At 37.5% G+C, this 19,097-nt stretch carries 17 protein-coding genes; 13 read left to right on the top strand and 4 right to left on the bottom strand.

Annotated elements, in window-relative coordinates; all coding sequences use genetic code 11:
• Window positions 1–49 precede the first annotated feature (49 nt).
• Window positions 50–2,554, bottom strand: coding sequence for a M1 family metallopeptidase (locus HDE70_RS13105; RefSeq protein WP_183890600.1), 2,505 nt, complete (start codon window positions 2,552–2,554; stop codon window positions 50–52).
• Window positions 2,555–2,788: 234 nt separating this feature from the next.
• Here HDE70_RS13105 and sufB point away from each other — a divergent pair, with 234 nt between their 5' ends.
• The 8 genes from sufB (at window position 2,789) to HDE70_RS13065 (ending at window position 12,154) form a co-directional block, all read left to right on the top strand.
• Window positions 2,789–4,237 (top strand): Fe-S cluster assembly protein SufB, encoded by a 1,449-nt coding sequence (sufB, locus tag HDE70_RS13100; RefSeq protein ID WP_221270592.1) that lies wholly within the window; start codon window positions 2,789–2,791, stop codon window positions 4,235–4,237.
• Between the two features lie 23 nt (window positions 4,238–4,260).
• Window positions 4,261–5,034, top strand: coding sequence for a Fe-S cluster assembly ATPase SufC (gene sufC / locus HDE70_RS13095; RefSeq protein WP_111632424.1), 774 nt, complete (start codon window positions 4,261–4,263; stop codon window positions 5,032–5,034).
• Window position 5,035: 1 nt separating this feature from the next.
• Entirely contained in the window at window positions 5,036–6,367 is a 1,332-nt protein-coding gene (gene sufD / locus HDE70_RS13090; protein ID WP_183890598.1) for a Fe-S cluster assembly protein SufD, read from the top strand.
• A gap of 13 nt (window positions 6,368–6,380) precedes the next feature.
• Window positions 6,381–7,604 carry an aminotransferase class V-fold PLP-dependent enzyme gene (locus HDE70_RS13085; protein WP_183890596.1) on the top strand — a complete coding sequence of 408 codons (1,224 nt, stop codon included), beginning with the start codon at window positions 6,381–6,383 and terminating at the stop codon, window positions 7,602–7,604.
• 9 nt (window positions 7,605–7,613) lie between these two features.
• A complete protein-coding gene (locus HDE70_RS13080) occupies window positions 7,614–8,033 on the top strand; it encodes a SufE family protein (protein WP_183866552.1) in 420 nt (139 codons plus the stop codon).
• Window positions 8,034–8,044: 11 nt separating this feature from the next.
• A complete protein-coding gene (locus HDE70_RS13075) occupies window positions 8,045–8,356 on the top strand; it encodes an SUF system Fe-S cluster assembly protein (protein WP_068396640.1) in 312 nt (103 codons plus the stop codon).
• Window positions 8,356–8,994, top strand: coding sequence for a helix-turn-helix transcriptional regulator (locus HDE70_RS13070; RefSeq protein WP_183866553.1), 639 nt, complete (start codon window positions 8,356–8,358; stop codon window positions 8,992–8,994). The genes HDE70_RS13075 and HDE70_RS13070 overlap by 1 nt, the downstream gene beginning before the upstream one ends.
• Window positions 8,995–9,166: 172 nt before the next feature.
• On the top strand, window positions 9,167–12,154 hold the full coding sequence (locus tag HDE70_RS13065) for a lantibiotic dehydratase (RefSeq protein ID WP_183890594.1): 2,988 nt from the start codon (window positions 9,167–9,169) through the stop codon (window positions 12,152–12,154).
• Here HDE70_RS13065 and HDE70_RS13060 read toward each other — a convergent pair.
• Complete coding sequence (locus HDE70_RS13060; protein ID WP_183890592.1) at window positions 12,138–12,860, bottom strand: LytR/AlgR family response regulator transcription factor; 723 nt, start codon at window positions 12,858–12,860, stop codon at window positions 12,138–12,140. The genes HDE70_RS13065 and HDE70_RS13060 overlap by 17 nt on opposite strands.
• Before the next feature lie 5 nt (window positions 12,861–12,865).
• Window positions 12,866–13,936, bottom strand: a complete 1,071-nt coding sequence (locus HDE70_RS13055) for a sensor histidine kinase (RefSeq protein WP_183890590.1) — start codon at window positions 13,934–13,936, stop codon at window positions 12,866–12,868.
• A gap of 398 nt (window positions 13,937–14,334) precedes the next feature.
• Here HDE70_RS13055 and HDE70_RS13050 point away from each other — a divergent pair, with 398 nt between their 5' ends.
• Window positions 14,335–15,021 carry a lipid-binding SYLF domain-containing protein gene (locus HDE70_RS13050; RefSeq protein ID WP_183866558.1) on the top strand — a complete coding sequence of 229 codons (687 nt, stop codon included), beginning with the start codon at window positions 14,335–14,337 and terminating at the stop codon, window positions 15,019–15,021.
• 107 nt (window positions 15,022–15,128) lie between these two features.
• Window positions 15,129–15,302: a DUF6496 domain-containing protein gene (locus HDE70_RS13045; RefSeq protein WP_183890588.1), complete on the top strand. Its 174-nt coding sequence runs from the start codon at window positions 15,129–15,131 to the stop codon at window positions 15,300–15,302.
• Here HDE70_RS13045 and HDE70_RS13040 read toward each other — a convergent pair whose 3' ends face one another.
• On the bottom strand, window positions 15,303–16,181 hold the full coding sequence (locus HDE70_RS13040) for an AraC family transcriptional regulator (protein ID WP_183890587.1): 879 nt from the start codon (window positions 16,179–16,181) through the stop codon (window positions 15,303–15,305).
• A gap of 145 nt (window positions 16,182–16,326) precedes the next feature.
• Here HDE70_RS13040 and HDE70_RS13035 point away from each other — a divergent pair, with 145 nt between their 5' ends.
• Genes HDE70_RS13035 through HDE70_RS13025 form a run of 3 tightly spaced genes read left to right on the top strand, consistent with a single transcriptional unit; the run spans window position 16,327 to window position 19,095 of the window.
• A complete protein-coding gene (locus HDE70_RS13035) occupies window positions 16,327–16,659 on the top strand; it encodes an L-rhamnose mutarotase (protein ID WP_183866561.1) in 333 nt (110 codons plus the stop codon).
• Window position 16,660: 1 nt separating this feature from the next.
• A complete protein-coding gene (locus HDE70_RS13030) occupies window positions 16,661–18,325 on the top strand; it encodes a UxaA family hydrolase (RefSeq protein WP_183890585.1) in 1,665 nt (554 codons plus the stop codon).
• Between the two features lie 8 nt (window positions 18,326–18,333).
• A complete protein-coding gene (locus tag HDE70_RS13025; RefSeq protein ID WP_183866563.1) occupies window positions 18,334–19,095 on the top strand; it encodes an SDR family NAD(P)-dependent oxidoreductase in 762 nt (253 codons plus the stop codon).
• The last annotated feature ends 2 nt before the right edge of the window (window positions 19,096–19,097 follow it).

Raw genomic sequence — 19,097 nt, 5'->3', positions numbered from 1 at the left:
CTTTAAAGATTTAACGCTTTAAAGGGGGCTTGAATTTTTAATAAACTACTTATTTCTTATCGTTAATTTCCTGTTTTGCTGCTGTGATTAATTTTACAGAAGCGCTGTCATTTTGCTCCTGACGGACTTGTTTAAGCTGGTCCATTACATTTAAGATAACCGGAGCTGCACCCTGGCTTTTATATTTTACTCCTATCTCTTTTAACGCATTAATTCCCTGTTGTGCATATTCCGGACTTTTAACACGGGCAGTCATGAAAGCGAAATCTTTAAGCATTTCAAATTTTGTCTGCGGATCACTTTCTTCAAAGTTTTTAAAAACAAAAGGCCATTCTGTGTCACTGCCATTTTTTGCATAAACAGCAATGATCGCTTTTGTTAAGTCTCCTTTGTTGTCTTTTTCAAAAGCTTTAGCCATAGCAAATGATTCAGCTGGTTTTAAATTCACCATAGCAAATAGTGATGCGCCTTGTACCGCATAAGAATTGCTTTTTAAGCCTGCTGTGAAAAGTGGTAATTGTTGCGCTGCATCCTTAGTTGTACTGATTATTTTTAGTGCCTGTGCTTTTGCCAGGTTGTTGTCATCACTCTCGGCTATTTTAAGGATTAAAGGTATTGCTGCATTAACCAAGGCTGTATTTTCCGGATTTATGCTGTTCATTGTTCTGATACGTAATCCATAATACTTATCCTGTAAAGCGGCTACTAATATTTGCTGGGCTTCCGGGGTCTTCTGCTGGGCAGTAGCAGCATCTATCGCTTCCAGTCTGTCCATATACAATGGCGCATGCTGATATTGGAATAAGAATTCTGTAATACTTTTATGATCTGTCTTTTTGCTTAATGTAATTTTTTCTGCATCAACATTCACCAGTTTAGGCTGAGCAGCAAGCTTGAAAGTTAAAGTATCTGATTTACCGCGCATCCAGACCTGTTGGCGCTCTTTCTGAGTCCCATTGTATAAATCTACAGCCATAGGTAACTGAAACGCTTTTCCTTCCTGCGTTTGATTCAGGTAAACAAATTGCGTTTTTGTAGCCTCATCCCATTTATATTTGATGTCCAGTACAGGGTGTCCGGCACCATAATACCACTGATTGAAGAACCAGTTCAGGTCCTTTCCACTTGCTTCTTCCATAGCTAAACGCAATTGCTGTGCTTCGCCATTTTTGAATGCATTGGTTTTCAGGTAAATATTCAATCCTTTGAAAAATACATCAGGAGTCAAAAAGTGACGTAACATATTCAGGATACGGCCGCCTTTTTTGTAAGAAACTGCATCAAACATGTCCATTGCATCATGATAATGAAAGCGTACAAGATCTTTCTTTGCATTTTCAGGATTTTCCAGGTAAACTTCCATTGCCTCATTGTTATGGTCATCACCAGTATCCTGTCCATACTTATGTTCAGCCCATAAAGTTTCACTAAAGTCGGCAAAAGATTCATTAACAGTAAGATTGCTCCAGCTTTCGGCAGTCACATAATCGCCAAACCACTGGTGAAAAAGCTCATGAACTATCGTGCTTCTTCCTTTATCATAGTATCTGTCAGCCAGTTCGCGGGCAGTGCCCTGTACATAAGCACCATGCAGTGTGGCTGTTGTATTTTCCATTGCACCACTTACATAATCTCTTACTACAATCTGAGAATACTTATTCCATGGATAATCTACCCCTAAAGTTTTAGAATAGAACTCGATTGCCTCAGGAGTGAAGCCAAAGATATCTTTGGCATAAGGCGCATAAGCAGGTTCCAGATAATAATTAACTTCTTTGTTACGCCATTTATCACGGTAAATTTTAAAATCACCTACCGCCATCATAAATAAATAAGGAGAATGAGGAAGTTCCATCTTCCAGGTATCTGTTCTGGTACCGTCTGCATTCTTTTGCTGTGAAGCCAGTCTGCCGTTAGATAAAGTAACATATTTACCCGGCACAGTCATGCTGATTTCATCAGTGGTCTTCTGATTAGTCCTGTCAATAGTAGGGAACCAGGCAGAAGAACTTTCCAGTTCACCCTGTGTCCAGATCTGTACTGGCTTACCTTTCTCCGTACTATCAGGATTGATGAAATAAAGCCCTTTCGCATCTGTGATTGCTGCACCACCCTGAATTTTTAACTCATCCGGCTTTGCTGTATAAGCTATATAAATGGTGTAATTTTCAGTGTTCTGATAAGTCTTATCCAGTTTAATCGCCAGTGAAAGATTATCATAAGTATATTTAAGTGGGATATTCTTGCCATTTCTGACTACCGCAACAGTTTTGATATCCATGCCCTTTGCATCCAGTCTTAAACTATCAGTCGCATAAATGTGAGGCTTAATCGTTACCCATTCTTTTCCATATAAATAACGTTTCTTATAATCAAACCTGACATCCAGTTTGGTATGGATTAAATCGTTGATCTTTTCCGCACTGCCCCTGTAAATCTTTAACAAAGGATCTTCCGGTTTTTGCTGTGCAAAGGCTGGCATTGCAATAGCTGAGGCGATGAAAAACATCGTTTGCAAAACTGCACGCTTATAAGTTATTGGTTTTATACTCATTTTAAGTCTTTAAAATATCACTGTAAATCTAAGTGGAAAAACAGAAAATGCGTGTAATCTTTTTGATAATTAACCTTTGGTAAGGACTTGAATGGTCAAAAAATCGATGATAAACTCATTTATTTGTAATAAACAAAGTAATACCTTTGTTTATTACCCTCATTGCCTATCTTTGTGGTCTGCTTTATCTCTCCGGCTATCCGAATGCCGCAGATAAAGTTTCTAAACTGAACAATGATGGAAAAAGATGATTTGATGCTCGAACAACTGGCAAACCGTGAATACGAATTTGGCTTTGTTACAGCGATTGATATGGATATTTCTGAAATCGGACTCAACGAAGATACAGTAAGGTTTATTTCTGCAAAAAAGAATGAACCCCAATGGCTCCTCGATTGGCGGATGAAAGGTTTCAAAGCTTTCCAGAAGCAAGAAATGCCGCAATGGCAAAACTTTAAGATGCCCGAAATTGACTTCCAGTCTATTTCTTATTATGCCGCTCCCAAGCAACAAGCTAAGTATGCCTCACTGGATGAAGTAGATCCTGAGTTGCTGCGTACCTTTGAGAAATTAGGCATCCCGATGTCAGAACAGAAACAACTGGCAGGCGTCGCTGTGGATGTTGTATTTGATAGTGTATCAGTAACTACCACTTATAAAAAACATCTGAACGAACTGGGGATTATTTTCTGCTCTATCAGTGATGCTGTTAAAGAACATCCTGAGCTGATACAGAAATATCTGGGTTCGGTAGTTCCGCATACAGACAATGTTTTTGCTTCTTTGAACACCGCTGTGTTTTCAGATGGATCTTTTGTATACATCCCTAAAGGAGTAAGATGCCCGATGGAACTTTCTACTTATTTCAGGATTAATGCTGAAAATACGGGTCAGTTTGAACGTACATTGATTATTGCTGATGAAGATAGTTATGTAAGTTATCTGGAAGGATGTACCGCGCCGATGCGTGATGAAAATCAATTGCATGCTGCTGTAGTAGAGCTAATTGCCATGAAAGGTGCAGAGATCAAGTATTCTACGGTACAAAACTGGTATCCTGGAGATAAAGAAGGAAAAGGAGGGATCTTTAATTTTGTAACCAAACGTGGTGCCTGCCGTGGTGAGCGTGCTAAAATTTCATGGACACAAGTAGAAACTGGTTCAGCAATTACCTGGAAATATCCAAGTATCCTGTTACAAGGTGATTATTCTTCAGGTGAATTTTATTCTGTTGCGGTGACCAATAACATGCAGATTGCAGATACCGGAACAAAAATATATCATCTTGGGGCCCATACTAAAAGCAGGATTATCTCTAAAGGTATTTCGGCCGGACAAGGTCAAAACAGCTATCGCGGTTTAGTACAAATGGGGCCTAAAGCAGCTTACGCACGAAACTTTACACAATGTGACTCTTTATTAATTGGTGATCGTTGTGGTGCGCATACTTTCCCATATATCGAATCTAAAAATAATACGGCGACCATAGAGCATGAAGCTACAACCTCCAAAATCGGAGAAGATCAGGTATTTTATCTGAATCAGCGTGGAATTGATGCAGAACAAGCCATTGCGTTAATCGTTAATGGATATGCAAAAGATGTACTTAATCAATTGCCAATGGAATTTGCAGTAGAAGCTCAAAAATTACTTTCTCTTACACTCGAAGGCAGCGTAGGGTAGATCATAAAAAAATAAAGAATAATATGTTATCAATAAAAAATCTTCATGCGAATATTGAAGGAAAAGAAATATTAAAAGGAATTAACCTGGAGGTGAAAGCCGGTGAAGTACATGCGATTATGGGACCTAACGGGTCTGGCAAAAGTTCATTGGCATCTGTGCTGGCGGGTCGTGAAAATTACGAGATTACTGAAGGTGAAGTTTGGCTTGACGGTAAAAACCTGTTGGATATGAAACCTGAAGTACGTGCGCGTGAAGGTGTTTTTCTTGCATTTCAATATCCTGTAGAAATTCCTGGAGTATCGAATATTAACTTCTTAAGAACTGCTTTAAGCGAAATCAGGATTCACCGTAATCTTCCACCGCTTTCTGCTAAAGAATTCCTGAAAATGACGAAGGAAAAACAAGCGCTGGTAGAATTCGAAGCCAAATTGGCTAACCGTTCTCTGAATCAGGGTTTTTCCGGAGGAGAGAAAAAAAGAAATGAAGTATTTCAATTAGCGATGCTGGAGCCAAAATTATCAATCTTGGATGAAACAGACTCAGGACTGGATATTGATGCTTTACGTATTGTATCTAACGGTATCAATAAATTACGTTCGGCAGATAATGCTTTTGTATTGATTACACACTATCAACGCTTATTGGAATATATCGTACCTGATTTTGTACACGTATTATACAATGGTCAGATTGTACGTTCAGGTACAAAAGAACTGGCATTGGAACTGGAAGAAAAGGGATATGACTGGTTGAAAGAAGAGTTCCACGGCAATGAATCAATAAATAAAATATAAGATGGTAAATCAGTTAACAGCTCCATTCTATAATCAATTGATCACTGAGTTTGAAAATGCTCCCAAAGGTGAAAATACTAACGGCGATTTATCAAAATCAAGAGAAGATGCCTTTGAGTTATTTAAAGCTAAAGGTTTTCCGACATCAAAAGATGAAGACTGGAAATTCACTAATCTGACCCCGTTTCTTACTGATACTTTTTCTTTAACCACAGGAAACACAGATCAGCAGGACGTTAAAAAAGCAATAACAGCAGCAACTATACCCGGTCTGGACGCCTGGTTATTGGTTTTACTGAATGGTAAAATCCAATTTGACTTATCAGTTTTACCAGAAGCTGATCAATTGATCGTTCTTCCGCTGGAAAGTGTGATCAATACAGAAAGCTATAAAGACTATATTACCTGTAAAGAAGCAGAAGGTAATAGAATGTACGCATTAAATACTGCATTTTTTACAGATGGATATTTCCTTGAAGTACCCAAAAATGTAGTGTTAGACAAACCAGTACAGATTATCCACCTTTACACAGCTACTGAAAATATGCTTTTTCAGCCGCGCCATTTAATTGTCGTGAATGAAAATGCAAAAGCAGAACTGATTGATAGTGCTGTCACTTTAGGAAATGCACAGCGTGTATTGATGAACAGTGTAACACAGGTGACTGTCAAAGAAAATGCAAACCTGATCCAGTATGTGATTCAGGATAATGCAGCAGAAGACAGGCTGATCAATTATAACCACATTACACAAGAACGTAATAGCCGTTATGATAACTTCATGTTTAATTTACCTGGTGCAGAACTGATCCGGAATAACCTGGAAATTGTACTGAATGGTACAGCAACTGAAACTCACCTGTTAGGTTTATACCTGGTAGCAGGTCATCAGTTAACGGATAACCATACTGCTATTCACCATCGTTTTCCGCATTGCGATAGCAATGAGATTTATAAAGGGGTGTTGTTAGACAAAGGTAAAGCCGTATTTAACGGAAAAGTATTTGTAGAACGTCCAGCGCAGAAAACCAATGCTTTTCAGCAAAATAATAATCTTTTACTAAGCGATAAAGCACAGGTTTTTGCTAAACCTCAATTAGAGATTTTTGCAGATGATGTAAAATGCAGCCATGGCTGTACAGTAGGACAATTTGATCCTGAATCATTGTTTTACCTGCGTTCAAGAGGGATATCTGAAGAATCTTCCCGTAAATTACTGGTAGAAGCGTTTATGTTTGATGTTACTCAAAAAATTGAGAATGAAGCAATAAAGGATTTTGTTCAATCTTTAATTTATAAAAAGATGGAAAATTCATTAGCAACAATCATTTAAAAAGAGGGTGGAAATGGGCAAATCAATAGCAGAAAATATCAGAGAAGACTTTCCTATACTGCATACCAAAGTATATGGAAAGGATTTAGTATACCTTGATAATGCGGCGACAACACAGAAACCTACAGCAGTTTTAGCAGCTGTAGAGGATTATTATAAAACTTGCAACAGTAATGTACACCGCGGTGTGCACTTGCTTAGTCAGCAGGCAACAGCTGCTTACGAAGAAGCGCGCCACAAGGTCAGTAAATTTATAAATGCTGCATTTACGCACGAAGTTATCTTTACTAAAGGCACGACTGACGGAATTAATCTCGTAGCATCTTCCTTTGGGAAAAAATTCCTGCATCAAGGTGATAGTATTCTGATTTCTGCGATGGAACACCATTCGAATATTGTGCCCTGGCAAATGATTTGTGAAGAGCGGGGAGCAACCTTAAAGGTTATCCCTATGGATGAAAATGGAGTGCTGCAAATGGATGCTTTGCCAGCGCTTTTAGACGAAAGTGTAAAACTGGTATCAGTTACTTATGTCTCCAACTCTTTAGGGACTATTAATCCAATCAGGGAGATCATTAAACAGGCACATGCAAAAAATATTCCTGTAATGATTGACGCTGCACAGGCTATACAGCATTTACCCATAGATGTACAGGAACTGGATGTTGATTTTCTTGTTTTTTCAGGACACAAAATTTACGGGCCTACCGGAATTGGTGCGCTCTATGGTAAAGAAAAATGGCTGAATATGATTCCTCCTTATCAGGGAGGTGGAGATATGATCAAAACAGTTACTTTCGAAAAGACGATTTACAACGATTTGCCCTACAAATTTGAGGCAGGTACTCCGGATATCAGTGGAGCAATCGGGCTGGGTGCAGCCATAGATTACGTCAAAGCTATCGGCCTGGATGCTATACAAGAGAAAGAGGATGAATTATTAAATTATGCACTGGAGCAACTTGCTGGCATCGACAATCTTAAATTTATTGGTAAAGCCACTCAGCGTGCCAGTGTAATTTCATTTTTGATTGATAACGTGCATCCTTATGACCTTGGAGAGTTACTGGATAAACAAGGAATAGCTATTCGTACCGGGCACCATTGTACTGAACCTGTGATGGACTTTTTTGGTATACCAGGAACATGCAGGGCTTCATTTGCTTTTTACAATACCCGTTCAGAAGTGGATTTACTGGTAGCCGGAATAAAAAGAGCTGCCGCTATACTCATATAATTTTTACAGATGACGATTAACGAACAACAGGACGAGATTATAGAAGAGTTTGAACTCTTTTCAGACTGGATGGATAAATATGAGAATATCATTGATATGGGGAAAGAACTTCCTTTAATTGATGCACAATATAAAATTCCTGAGAACCTGATTAAAGGATGTCAGTCAAGTGTCTGGTTACATCCGGAGTATACAGCCGGTAAAATAATATTTACAGCTGACAGTGACGCAATTATTACCAAAGGCTTAATCAGTATGATGGTCCGGGTCTTATCCGGACATACACCACAGGAAATCATAGATGCAGATTTGTATTTTATAAATACCATAGGTTTACAAAATCATTTGTCCCCAAACCGTTCCAACGGATTGCTGGCCATGCTAAAACAAATGAAAATGTACGCTCTGGCTTTTAAATCACAGGATTAAAAGATATTATTATGAACGAACCATTGTTAAGAGATAAGATTGAAGAAGCGCTGCATACCATTTATGATCCGGAGATACCAGTAAATATCTATGAACTGGGCCTGATCTATAAAATTGATATGCTGGAAGATAATAACGTACATATTTATATGACGCTGACTGCGCCAGCCTGTCCTGCTGCCGGAGAAATTCTGGGTGAAGTAGAAACGAAGGTGAAAGCCGTAGAAGGTGTAAATGAAGTAGAAGTACGCCTTACTTTTGATCCGCCATGGGATAGAGATATGATGAGTGATGAAGCAAGATTAGAATTGGGCTGGTTGTAATGGAAGAAAGTAAAGTGCCATTTAGGGAAGGTGCTGTGAACCTGCTGAAAACCAGCGGGCCGCAGTCTCTATTGTCGCTTGCCCGGGAATTTAAGGTGACAGTAGAAGGAGCGCGTTTCCAGATGCTTCGACTGGAAAAAGAAGGGCTGGTTACTTCAAGTAAAACCGTAACCGGCAGGGGAAGGCCACAGCAATTATGGTCGCTGACCAGTATGGGACAATCCCGTTTCCCTGATACCCATGCTGCATTAACAGTGAAGTTGATGGAGGTGATGAAAGAATTGTTAGGAGAGGGGGCTGTTTCACAGTTGATTACTGCTAACGGTGAAAAGGGGACCAATAAATATTTAAAAGAACTGGAAGGGGTATCCGACCTGGAAAAAAGGATTAATAGTTTTGTGTCTATCCGGACACAAGAGGGCTATATGGCCCAGGTAATCAAAGATGAAGAAGGGTTTATCTTTATCGAAAACCATTGCCCTATCGGTGCTGCGGCTCATGCCAATCCTGCTATATGCAGCGCAGAGTTCAAAACTTTGCAAACCGTTATGGGAGAAGATGTACCTATCAAACGTATAGAGTACATTGTTGACGGAGGCCGGAGATGTGCTTACCGTATCTCTGCTGCTAAATCATAATTTTATATTTTTTTATTGAGCTGATTTTCAGTTAATTATATTGTTGATTGTTTTTTAATTCAACTTTCAGACAAAAAATGTTCATAAATCTACAATAGATGTGGATTTTTTTGATAAATTTCGAGCGTTTGGGGGCTGCCCCCAATTTTGCCAAATATAATTATTGCTCAAAATGTCTGAATTTATTGTAGATCCATTTTTACTTGTCCGGTCCCCAGCTTATAGCTATGAAAATTTTAACGAATCTTTTCTTCAACAGGCATTAACCACTGATTTCTTCAGAGCCAGTATGTTTTTTGCGAGTCAGACGCTGTATATTGAATTAAGGAAAAAGGACTTTGACTATACTCAATTTAATGAACAGGTAAAAACCACGTTATGGAAATATTTAAACCGTATGTGCTTCAGACCATTGCCCTATGGTCTTTTTTCTTCTTTTTCACTCGCTAAGTGGACAACCGAACAGCAGCCTATGTCCTTTGTCGGACAGGGTCAGTTTACTGCGCTTCCTGATTTTGTTGCCGTACTTGATTATGTTAATAGTTTAAAAACAGAGGAATTACCTGCTATCAATTATTATGTAAATAATTCGATGTATACATCGGCCCGGGAATTATATTTTGTAAGCCAGGCTTATTCCAAACAGGATAAACATGTTATAGTGCATTTAAAAGTGGTTCCGGGTTTGAAGAATTTATTGAAATTTATTAGTAAGGGACGTACAAAGAATGCTATTCTGAATTATCTGATACAACAATATGGTCAAAATGCTGATGTAGAGAATTATTTTAACACTTTGGTACAAGGACATGTAATCGTTTCAGAATTAATGCCAAATGTTACAGGCATATTATTTAATGAGCGTTGCGTATCCTTATTAAAACAATATCCTCAGCTTGATTTAAGTTGTTTAAGAACATTTAATATTCCTGTTAATGATCAAAAAGATGCATTGCCTGAACTCAATAAACATATACAGGAGGTTATTGACAGACATGATGAAAAAGTTCCTTACGGTTTATATCAACGTGAAATTGCAGGTGGGTTAAATAATGAAGTACATTCTGAATTTGTGTCGCTGATCAAAAATCTGGACAAGCTGACTACTGATCGTGATGAAGACTTAATGAATATATTTAAGCGTAATTTCCTGAAAAAGTATGATCGTCAGGAAGTTTCATTAATGGAAGTAATGGATCCTGGGATTGGTATTGGATACGATAATCTGGCTTCTGCCTTTGAAAATCAGAATGATGGATTTATAAATGATTTGAGACAGTCCAGGGAACCAGAAAGTAAGGTGAAATGGGGACAGATCGAAAAAATGCTCTTTGAAAAATGGAATAATCTTTCAAAATCGGGATTGGGGAAAATTATTCTTAGTCAGGATGACATGAACTCAATTTCCGGGAGTAAGAGTTTGCTGCCTCCTGGTATGTATATTTTATATAAAAATGTTGACCGCGAATTATGGATAGATCAGATTGGTGGCTTATCGGGAATTGAATTAGGAGGGAGGTTCGGTGTTCCAAACGTAAAAATTGAACAGCATCTTAAGAAGATATGTGAACAGGAAATATCAATTAACAATGATTTTATATTTGCTGAAATTGCTTTTTCACCGGCGGATAAAGGTTCAAATATAAAGCAGAGAGGAAATTTTTATCCTTATGAAATTCCAATATTGACACATCCCGGACGGCCACAGAAAAATACGATCAAGTTGGAAGACCTATGTATATCCATAAGTGGGAATACCATTCTTTTGAGATCAGTCAAACTTAATAAATATATCATACCACGGCTTTCCTGTGCCTATAATACTTTACTTACAACCATTCCTGTATTTAGATTTCTTTGTGATTTACAGTACCAGGGAGTGAAGTCAAGTTTGGGTTTTTCCTTGGAGAGCTTTTTTCCTGGATTGGATTACTATCCACGTGTGCAGCTTGGAAGAGCAGTTCTTTGTCCTGCTACTTGGATTTTAAAGGAGCCTGGAATAAAACAAATTGTTGCAGGGGATGATAGCTATGGAGAAGAATTAAACCTGCCTGTGTGCTTTAGTTTGAACGAAAGAGATAATTTTCTTGTCTTTAATAGAAATAGCAAAACTGATCTCGAAATGTTCAGGAAATGTATTAAGAATAAAAAAATAATAACGCTCAAAGAATATGTTTTTCCTGATGATGCAGATTTATATGAAACACAAAAAAAGCCTCAAATGAGTCAGTATATAGCTTGTGTGATCAATAAATCTAAATCATATCCCCCGCCAAAGACGATGGCCAATATTATTGGGGATGTCAAAAAATTAAAGGTCAAACGTAAATTTCTTCTGGCAGATGAATGGTTGTATTTTAAATTATACGCACATAGCTCACAAATGGACAGTATTTTACTTAACATTGTGCTACCAGTTTTGAAGGAATATAAAAAAAATAACCCAGGATTTAAATGGTTTTTTATCAGGTATAATGATCCCGAACATCATATTAGACTAAGGTTTTTTACTGCTAAAAAATCTGCTTATAGTCTGTTGGCAAAACTAAATGAAAAACTAAGGCCGTTATCGGATTCCGGTAAAGTTTCAAACATTTTACTCGATACTTATCAGAGAGAATTAGAAAGGTATTCGGCAGAATTGATAGACGAAATAGAAACCTTATTTTATTTGGATAGTGAATATATTCTTACTGCATTTCAAACAAATTCATCAGATACGAGATTTAAATTAAATTTTGCAGTACACTCTGTAATTTTAATAGTTAAATGCTTTATTAAAGACAAAGCCCAGCGTCTTGAATTTTTTAACATTGTATTTAATAGCCTTTTAGCAGAATTTAGCGATGCAGATAAAGAAGTTGAGCGTAGACTGGATTTGAAGTATAGGAATTTTCGGGCAGAATTGGTTAAAAATGAGCAATTTTCAGTGCATAAGAATAACAGTGTATATTTATATCTTAATCAATTCCTTATTTCACTTAATGAGAAACTGTCAAACTGGAAATCTGACGATAAGCATAATCTGCTTACCAGTCTTATACATATGCATATCAATAGAATATTCGAGGATAACCCCAGGGAATATGAGTGCCTGACTTATCATTTTATGAAAAAGTATCAGGCTTATCTAAATTATACAACTAACGATGAGTTTTAATGACGTTACTATTCACCTTTTTTAAAAGTTGATCCTTAAAGGAGGAGCCAATAGGAAGAATCATTTTATCGATCATAATCTTGTTGCCCTCCATCATGGTGACCTTATCAATATTAATGATATAAGACTTATGAATTCTGATGAAATTAGTTATCGGCAACCCTGCTTCAATCTCTTTCATGGTCAGGTAGATAATATGATTATTCTGAGGAGTATGAATAACAATATAGTTGTTTAGTCCTTCAATATACTCTACATCATCATAGTTGACTTTGAGCATTTTACCTTTGATTCCTGGATTGACAAAGAAATAACTTTCATTTTTGGCTATGCTTTGTGGTTTTTGCTCTTCTATTTTGCCAATAACCTTTGTTACGGACTTTAAAAACTTCTCAAAGGAAATGGGTTTTAGCAGGAAATCCGAAATGTTTTTTTCGAATCCCTGCACTGCATATCCAGCGTGTCCAGTTGTGAAAATGATTGCCGTGTTCTTATAAATTAAATCGGCTACATCCAAACCAGACATTTCTGGCATATCAATGTCAAGGAAAGTAATATCTATATCTTTATTTTCATTAATATATTTAACTGCTTCCAGTGGATTTTGTGAAAAGGAAATAATCTCTAATTGCGCACTGTCAGCAGCGTATTTTTTTAGTGTTTCGATGGCATGGGATTCATCATCTATTATAAAACATTTATACATAAAGGTTATAGAGTTATTTGAAGCTTGAACGTATAATTATCAGCAGTTTCTATGATTTGAATTTCGTGACTTTCCGGATAATATGCATCAAGTCTTAATTTTAAATTTTTGATGCCTACTCCATGACTTTGAAAAGGTTTTCTTGTTCTTATTTTTCTGTTGTTGATCGTAAATTGCATTTCATTATTATTAATTTCTACGTTAATTTTAACAGGATGTTCCGCATTTTTAAGGTCCGCATATTTAAAAATATTTTCAACAGGAGTCAGTAAAATCAATGGGAGTATTCTGAGATTAGCTGTATTTCCTATAATGGTGAAAGATAACTGTAAATTATGATCAAACCTAAATTGATTTAAGTCGATAAACGAGGCGATTTGTTCTAACTCTTCTGAAAGTTCAACTTTACCGTTTTTTGGTATTTCTGTTAATGCATAACGCATAATATCCGAAAGTAGCAGTATAGGTCTGGTCAGTTGAGGTGACGTTTTAATCGCTGTATTGTGCAGGAAATTTAAGGTGTTAAATAAAAAATGAGGGTTGATTTGTGATTTTAAATATGCGATCTCTGAATTGATTAGTTTTTTCTTTAGTTCCTGATGATTAATCTGATCAAGCAGTTTGTTTTTCTCCAGATCAGTAATTTCTTTTCGCTGCGCAATTATATTTAAGACAAACCAATAACCTGTACTTAATCCAAAAAAATAAGTAAACCGATATACTGTCGCTGCGATAGAGAGGAAGATAGGATTATCCATTGGGTTTGTTTCTAGTAACCCAAAAAGAAAGTAAATTTCGCTAAAAATGAATTTGAGTGCTGTGTAAGCAGCAAATTCAAGTATAATTAATGTGATAGCAATATGTAAAGGTCTTTTATAAATCCTCGGCCATACTATATAGCTATTCGCATAAAAAAGAATTATATTTAATGCGTAAGAACTTACATAATCTGATAAAGGGCCTGTAGAACCTCTCATCAAGTAGACGATCATTATTTCATAAGTGATAAACAGCGTCCACACAAAAATGTTAGCACGGTAAAATTTAGCTTTTTCAGAGGTTATGGCGAAAATCATTACTTCAAATATAAAGTATTATATGTTTATTTACCTTGACATTATTGGAGTTGGTGTAATAACTTTTTTATTTTGAATGCTTAGTACTAAGATTGTATAAATCAAACGCTATTATAAAATGAAAAAGCTTAATTTATTAAAACTGCAAATAACTCCATTGTTTCAAATTTCAACTAAAAACAAAGTAAACGGGCAACCGAATGATGATGTTTCTACTTATACAGGTTTAACTCCGTACTTAACTTTGGGTATGAGATAAGACTTGATTACTTAATGGATAAAAAAAGAGCACCAATAATTATTAATTATTGGTGCTCTTTTTTTATCCATTAATCTTGGCTCTGAATTTGATTAACTATTTACAGTTAATTATGAATTCAAATCAAACCCGTTCTATTATGAAAACGATAAAATTATCGAAGTTAAAAGTTGCGCTTCTTTTATGTGCAGGCTTATTCTTAAGCGCTTCGGTTAATGCACAGGAAAAGGAAGAAAAGAAAGTAAAAGATGCCACAACGGTTCTTGCTGATTTTAGTAAGATGAAAGAATCAATTCCCTCAGAATTATTAGCTGTTACACAGGGAATTATTGTCGTACCAAAATTAATCAACGCAGGTTTTGTAATCGGGGCAAAAAGAGGTAAAGGTGTTGCGATGGTTAAACGCGCTGACGGTACCTGGAGTAATCCTGTTTTTGTAACTATTACCGGAGGCAGCATTGGTGCACAGATTGGAGTACAATCAGTGGATCTTGTTTTGGTCTTTAAACACAGCAATAGTCTGACTGATATTAAAAAGAGCAGTTTTACGCTTGGTGGTGACCTTTCTGTCGCTGCTGGCCCTGTAGGCAGGAATTCAACTGCAAATACGGACTATAAACTGGAAGCCGAAGTCTATTCATATTCCCGTAGTAAAGGTCTTTTCGCAGGAATCTCCTTAAATGGAGCGTCATTGGCTATAGATGCACCATCGAACACTGGTTTTTATGGAAAAGCAATGTCCGCGCATAAAATATTCGAAGCAGCTGACAATTCTTCAGCCATCGTTAAAGAATTAAAATCGACCCTGACAAGTATGCAAAAATAATTTGCATCGAAATTTGTCCTGAAATTCCCGGCTGTAACGCACAGCCGGGAATTTTTTTTAAACTAAATTCCAGGGTATCGGTTATAGCCATGTTAAAACTTAACATCATGGCTAAATATTCAAAAAAAGCAAGCGAGAAAGTTGAAGAAACTATGCATGAGCTGAAAGAAGGGAAACTAATATCAGGAAGCGGAGCAAAAGTGACCTCTAAAAAACAAGCAATAGCTATCGGGCTTTCTGAAGCAAAAAAAGAAGGCGCCAAAGTACCTAAAAAGAAATAGCTACGACTGGCGGTCGCTCAAAAATTCACGTTGATAATTCAGCGGACTTTTGCCCGTAATAGACTTGAAGTATTTATGAAAGCTGGCAAAATTATAAAAACCACTCTCATAACAAATCTGCTTTACGTTGATCTTATTTTCAATTAATAACTTACAGGCATGACCTATTCTTATTTCGTTAATGAACTGAGAATAGGTCTTTCTTGTTCTTGATTTGAAATATCTGCAAAAATAATTTACACTCACATGGGCAATATCAGCTACTTCCTGCGTTTGTATTTTACGTTTAAAATTGGCCAGGGAGAACTCATAAATCGCATGTATCCTGTCATTTTCTGTATCCTCGAAATTATGTTTAAAGCCAATAGAAGAAAGTAACCTTGTTTTAGTACAATTACCAATGGCGGTTAATGCTTCCATCAGCAGCATGATCTTTTTTGAGCCTTCCGCCTGTAAAAGTTGTTCCAGTAACTCTCCGATATTATTTTTCATCTGCCCGCCAATCTGAATTCCCCTTCTGGCTTTTTCCAGCGTAGTTTTAATCAGCTTGTTTTCTGGTAAATTGAGAAAAACGTCACCCCAGAAATTCTCATTGAAATGGATTACACGTACATCGGCGCTCGTGTTAACCTGCTCGTCAAAATATATATCATCAAATCTCCAGTAATGGGGCAGGTGTGCACCGATTAAAATCACATCACCAGACCGGAAGCGTTTAATACTATCCCCAATAAACTGGGTACCATTACCTTTTTTAAAATGAATCAATTCCACTTCGGTATGATAATGCCAGCGGTTATTGATATAAGGAACATTATCCTGCCTGGCATTGAAAGAATGAATAGGGTTAGGAGATGCTTTTAAAAGTTGAGGTTTCATTTTTTTGTTACAAATGATGGCTGATGAAACGTAAATATGCCAAAATCATTTAATCTTTCGTTCAAATGATAAAATAAATAAAATCAAAAATACTTTCCTTTGAATAAACAAAGACACGCACGATCTGAAAATTGAAAATAGATAAATGAAGACATATTGTTTAACGCTTGATTTAATAAATGATCCGGAATTAATCCGGGAATATGAAAAATGTCATCAGAAAATATGGCCTGAGATCTATGCCAGCATTAAAAAATCAGGAATAACAAAGATGCAGATTTATCGCTTTTCCAACCGGCTTGTGATGCGGATGGAAGTGAATGATACTTTCAGCTTTGAATATAAGGCCGCGCTGGATGCCGAAAATGAGCGCGTACAAGAATGGGAAAAGCTAATGTGGAAATATCAGCAGGCCCTACCCGGTGCAAAGCCCGGAGAGAAATGGATGTTAATGACTCAAATTTTTGAACTTGAATAATATGGCGTCTTTAGAAACAACTTACTTTATACAAATCCACCCATCAGACAATGTGCTGGTCGCACTGGTCGATTTACCAGCAGGATTTAAAGTAAAGTTTAATACGCTGACTTTTGATATTATCGCACCGATAGCCGCCAAGCACAAATTTACCATACATGATCTGTCTGAAGGGAACAGTATTTTCATGTATGGCGTGCTGGTGGGTAAAGCAAGCGAAGCAATTCCTGCCGGATATCCGATTACAGTAGATAATGTAAAACATGCTGCCGGAGGCTATCAATTAGGAGAAAGAAAAATCCAGTGGCAGCAACCAGATACTACAGCCTTCAAGGATAAGACTTTTATGGGTTTTCATCGGAAGGATGGTTCAGTGGGTACCGCTAACTACTGGATTGTGATCCCGCTTGTATTTTGCGAAAACCGCAATGTAGAAGTGCTTAAAGAGGCGCTGACCGATAAACTGGGCTTTAAAAAGACGAAAAGTTATGAAAATGAAGTAGACGGGCTGATTGCTTTATATAAAACAGGCAAAAGTATAGAAGATATTTTACAGGCCGATCTGCAAAATACAGCAGCAGCAACGCCAGCCAATAAACTCTTTCCGAATATAGATGGTATTAAATTTCTGAACCATGATATGGGCTGTGGTGGAACAAGAATGGACTCCGATGCACTTTGTGGTTTGCTGGCCGGATATATTACCCATCCAAATGTAGCCGGGGCAACCGTGCTGAGTTTAGGTTGTCAGCATGCACAGATTAGCATTCTCGAAGCAGAAATTAAAAAAAGAGATCCCGCATTCAGTAAACCACTGGTTGTGCTGGAACAACAAAAATTAGGAACCGAAAGCAAACTATTGCAAGAAGCACTCAAACAGACGTTTGCCGGTTTAATTCTGGCGAACCAGGAACAAAGAACACCCGCTCCCTTATCTAAATTATGTATAGGGCTGGAATGTGGTGGCTCTGATGGATTTTCGGGGATTTCAGCAAACCCGGCGCTTGGTCATCTTTCAGATTTACTGGTGACTATGGGCGGAAGTGTTATTCTGGCTGAATTTCCAGAATTATGTGGGGTTGAACAGGAATTAAGTGATCGCTGCATAGATATAGCTACCGCTAACCGGTTTATGGGACTCATGAGTACCTACAACGCGCTGGCAGAGGCTACCGGCTCTGGATTCTACGCCAACCCATCTCCCGGAAACATCAAAGACGGTTTGATTACAGATGCTATAAAATCTGCTGGAGCAGCAAAAAAAGGAGGTAATTCTCCGGTGACCGCTGTTTTGGATTATCCGGAGAAAGTAACCAAACCCGGTTTAAACTTGTTATGTACACCAGGCAGTGATGTAGAAAGTACAACTGCCGAAGTAGCCTCAGGTGCAAATATTGTACTTTTCACTACAGGTTTGGGAACACCAACAGGAAACCCGGTTGCACCAGTGATTAAACTCTCTACAAATACAGTTTTATTTAATAAAATGCCTGATATTATTGATATTAACTGCGGTACTATCATTGAAGGTACAGAAAGTATCGAACAGGCAGGAGCGCGTATTCTGCATTATGTAATTGAAGTTGCAAGCGGACGTATCAAACCTAAATCTGTAGAATTAGGACAGGATGATTTTATCCCATGGAAAAGAGGTGTTTCACTATAATTTAATATATGTTTAGTTTAGAAGGAAAAATAGCCGTTGTTACCGGAGGAGGAAGTGGTATAGGGAAAGCTATTGCTACACTATTTGCCGCAAAAGGTGCAATTGTGCATATTATCGAACTCAATGCAGCAGCAGAGGAAACCGTCAGCGAAATTCAGAAAAATAATGGTCAGGCACACGGGCATAGTTGTGATGTAAGTAATCAAAACCAGGTGCTGGATATCTTTAACCAGATTGGTGCAGTAGATATCCTGGTCAATAACGCTGGCATAGCACATATTGGGAAGGCCGGTACCACAAGCGAAGAAGATTTTGATAAGGTATTTGCTGTGAATGTGAAAGGAGCTTACAACACACTGTTTGCAGCTATTCCTTTATTAAAGGAAAGTAAAAGTCCGGTAATTTTGAATATGGCATCTATTGCCGCTTTAGTCGGTATAACAGACAGGTTTGCTTATTCCATGAGCAAAGGTGCGATCTACGCAATGACCATGTCTGTAGCACGCGATTATCTGGAAGATGGTATCCGTTGCAACAGTATCTCTCCTGCAAGGGTACATACTCCTTTTGTAGACGGTTTTATTTCAAAAAACTATGCAGGACAGGAAGAGGAAGTATTTGAGAAATTGTCTAAAAGCCAGCCAATTGGAAGAATGGGCAAACCTGAGGAAATAGCTGCGCTCGCTTTATATCTATGCGCAGAAGAATCGGGATTTATTACAGGAAATGATTATCCTATTGATGGAGGATTTATAAAACTTAACAACTAAAG

The organism is Pedobacter cryoconitis (assembly GCF_014200595.1).
Classification (GTDB): domain Bacteria; phylum Bacteroidota; class Bacteroidia; order Sphingobacteriales; family Sphingobacteriaceae; genus Pedobacter; species Pedobacter cryoconitis_C.
Note: the sequence above shows the minus strand (reverse complement) of the source record. Positions and strands in the feature narration are given on the sequence as shown.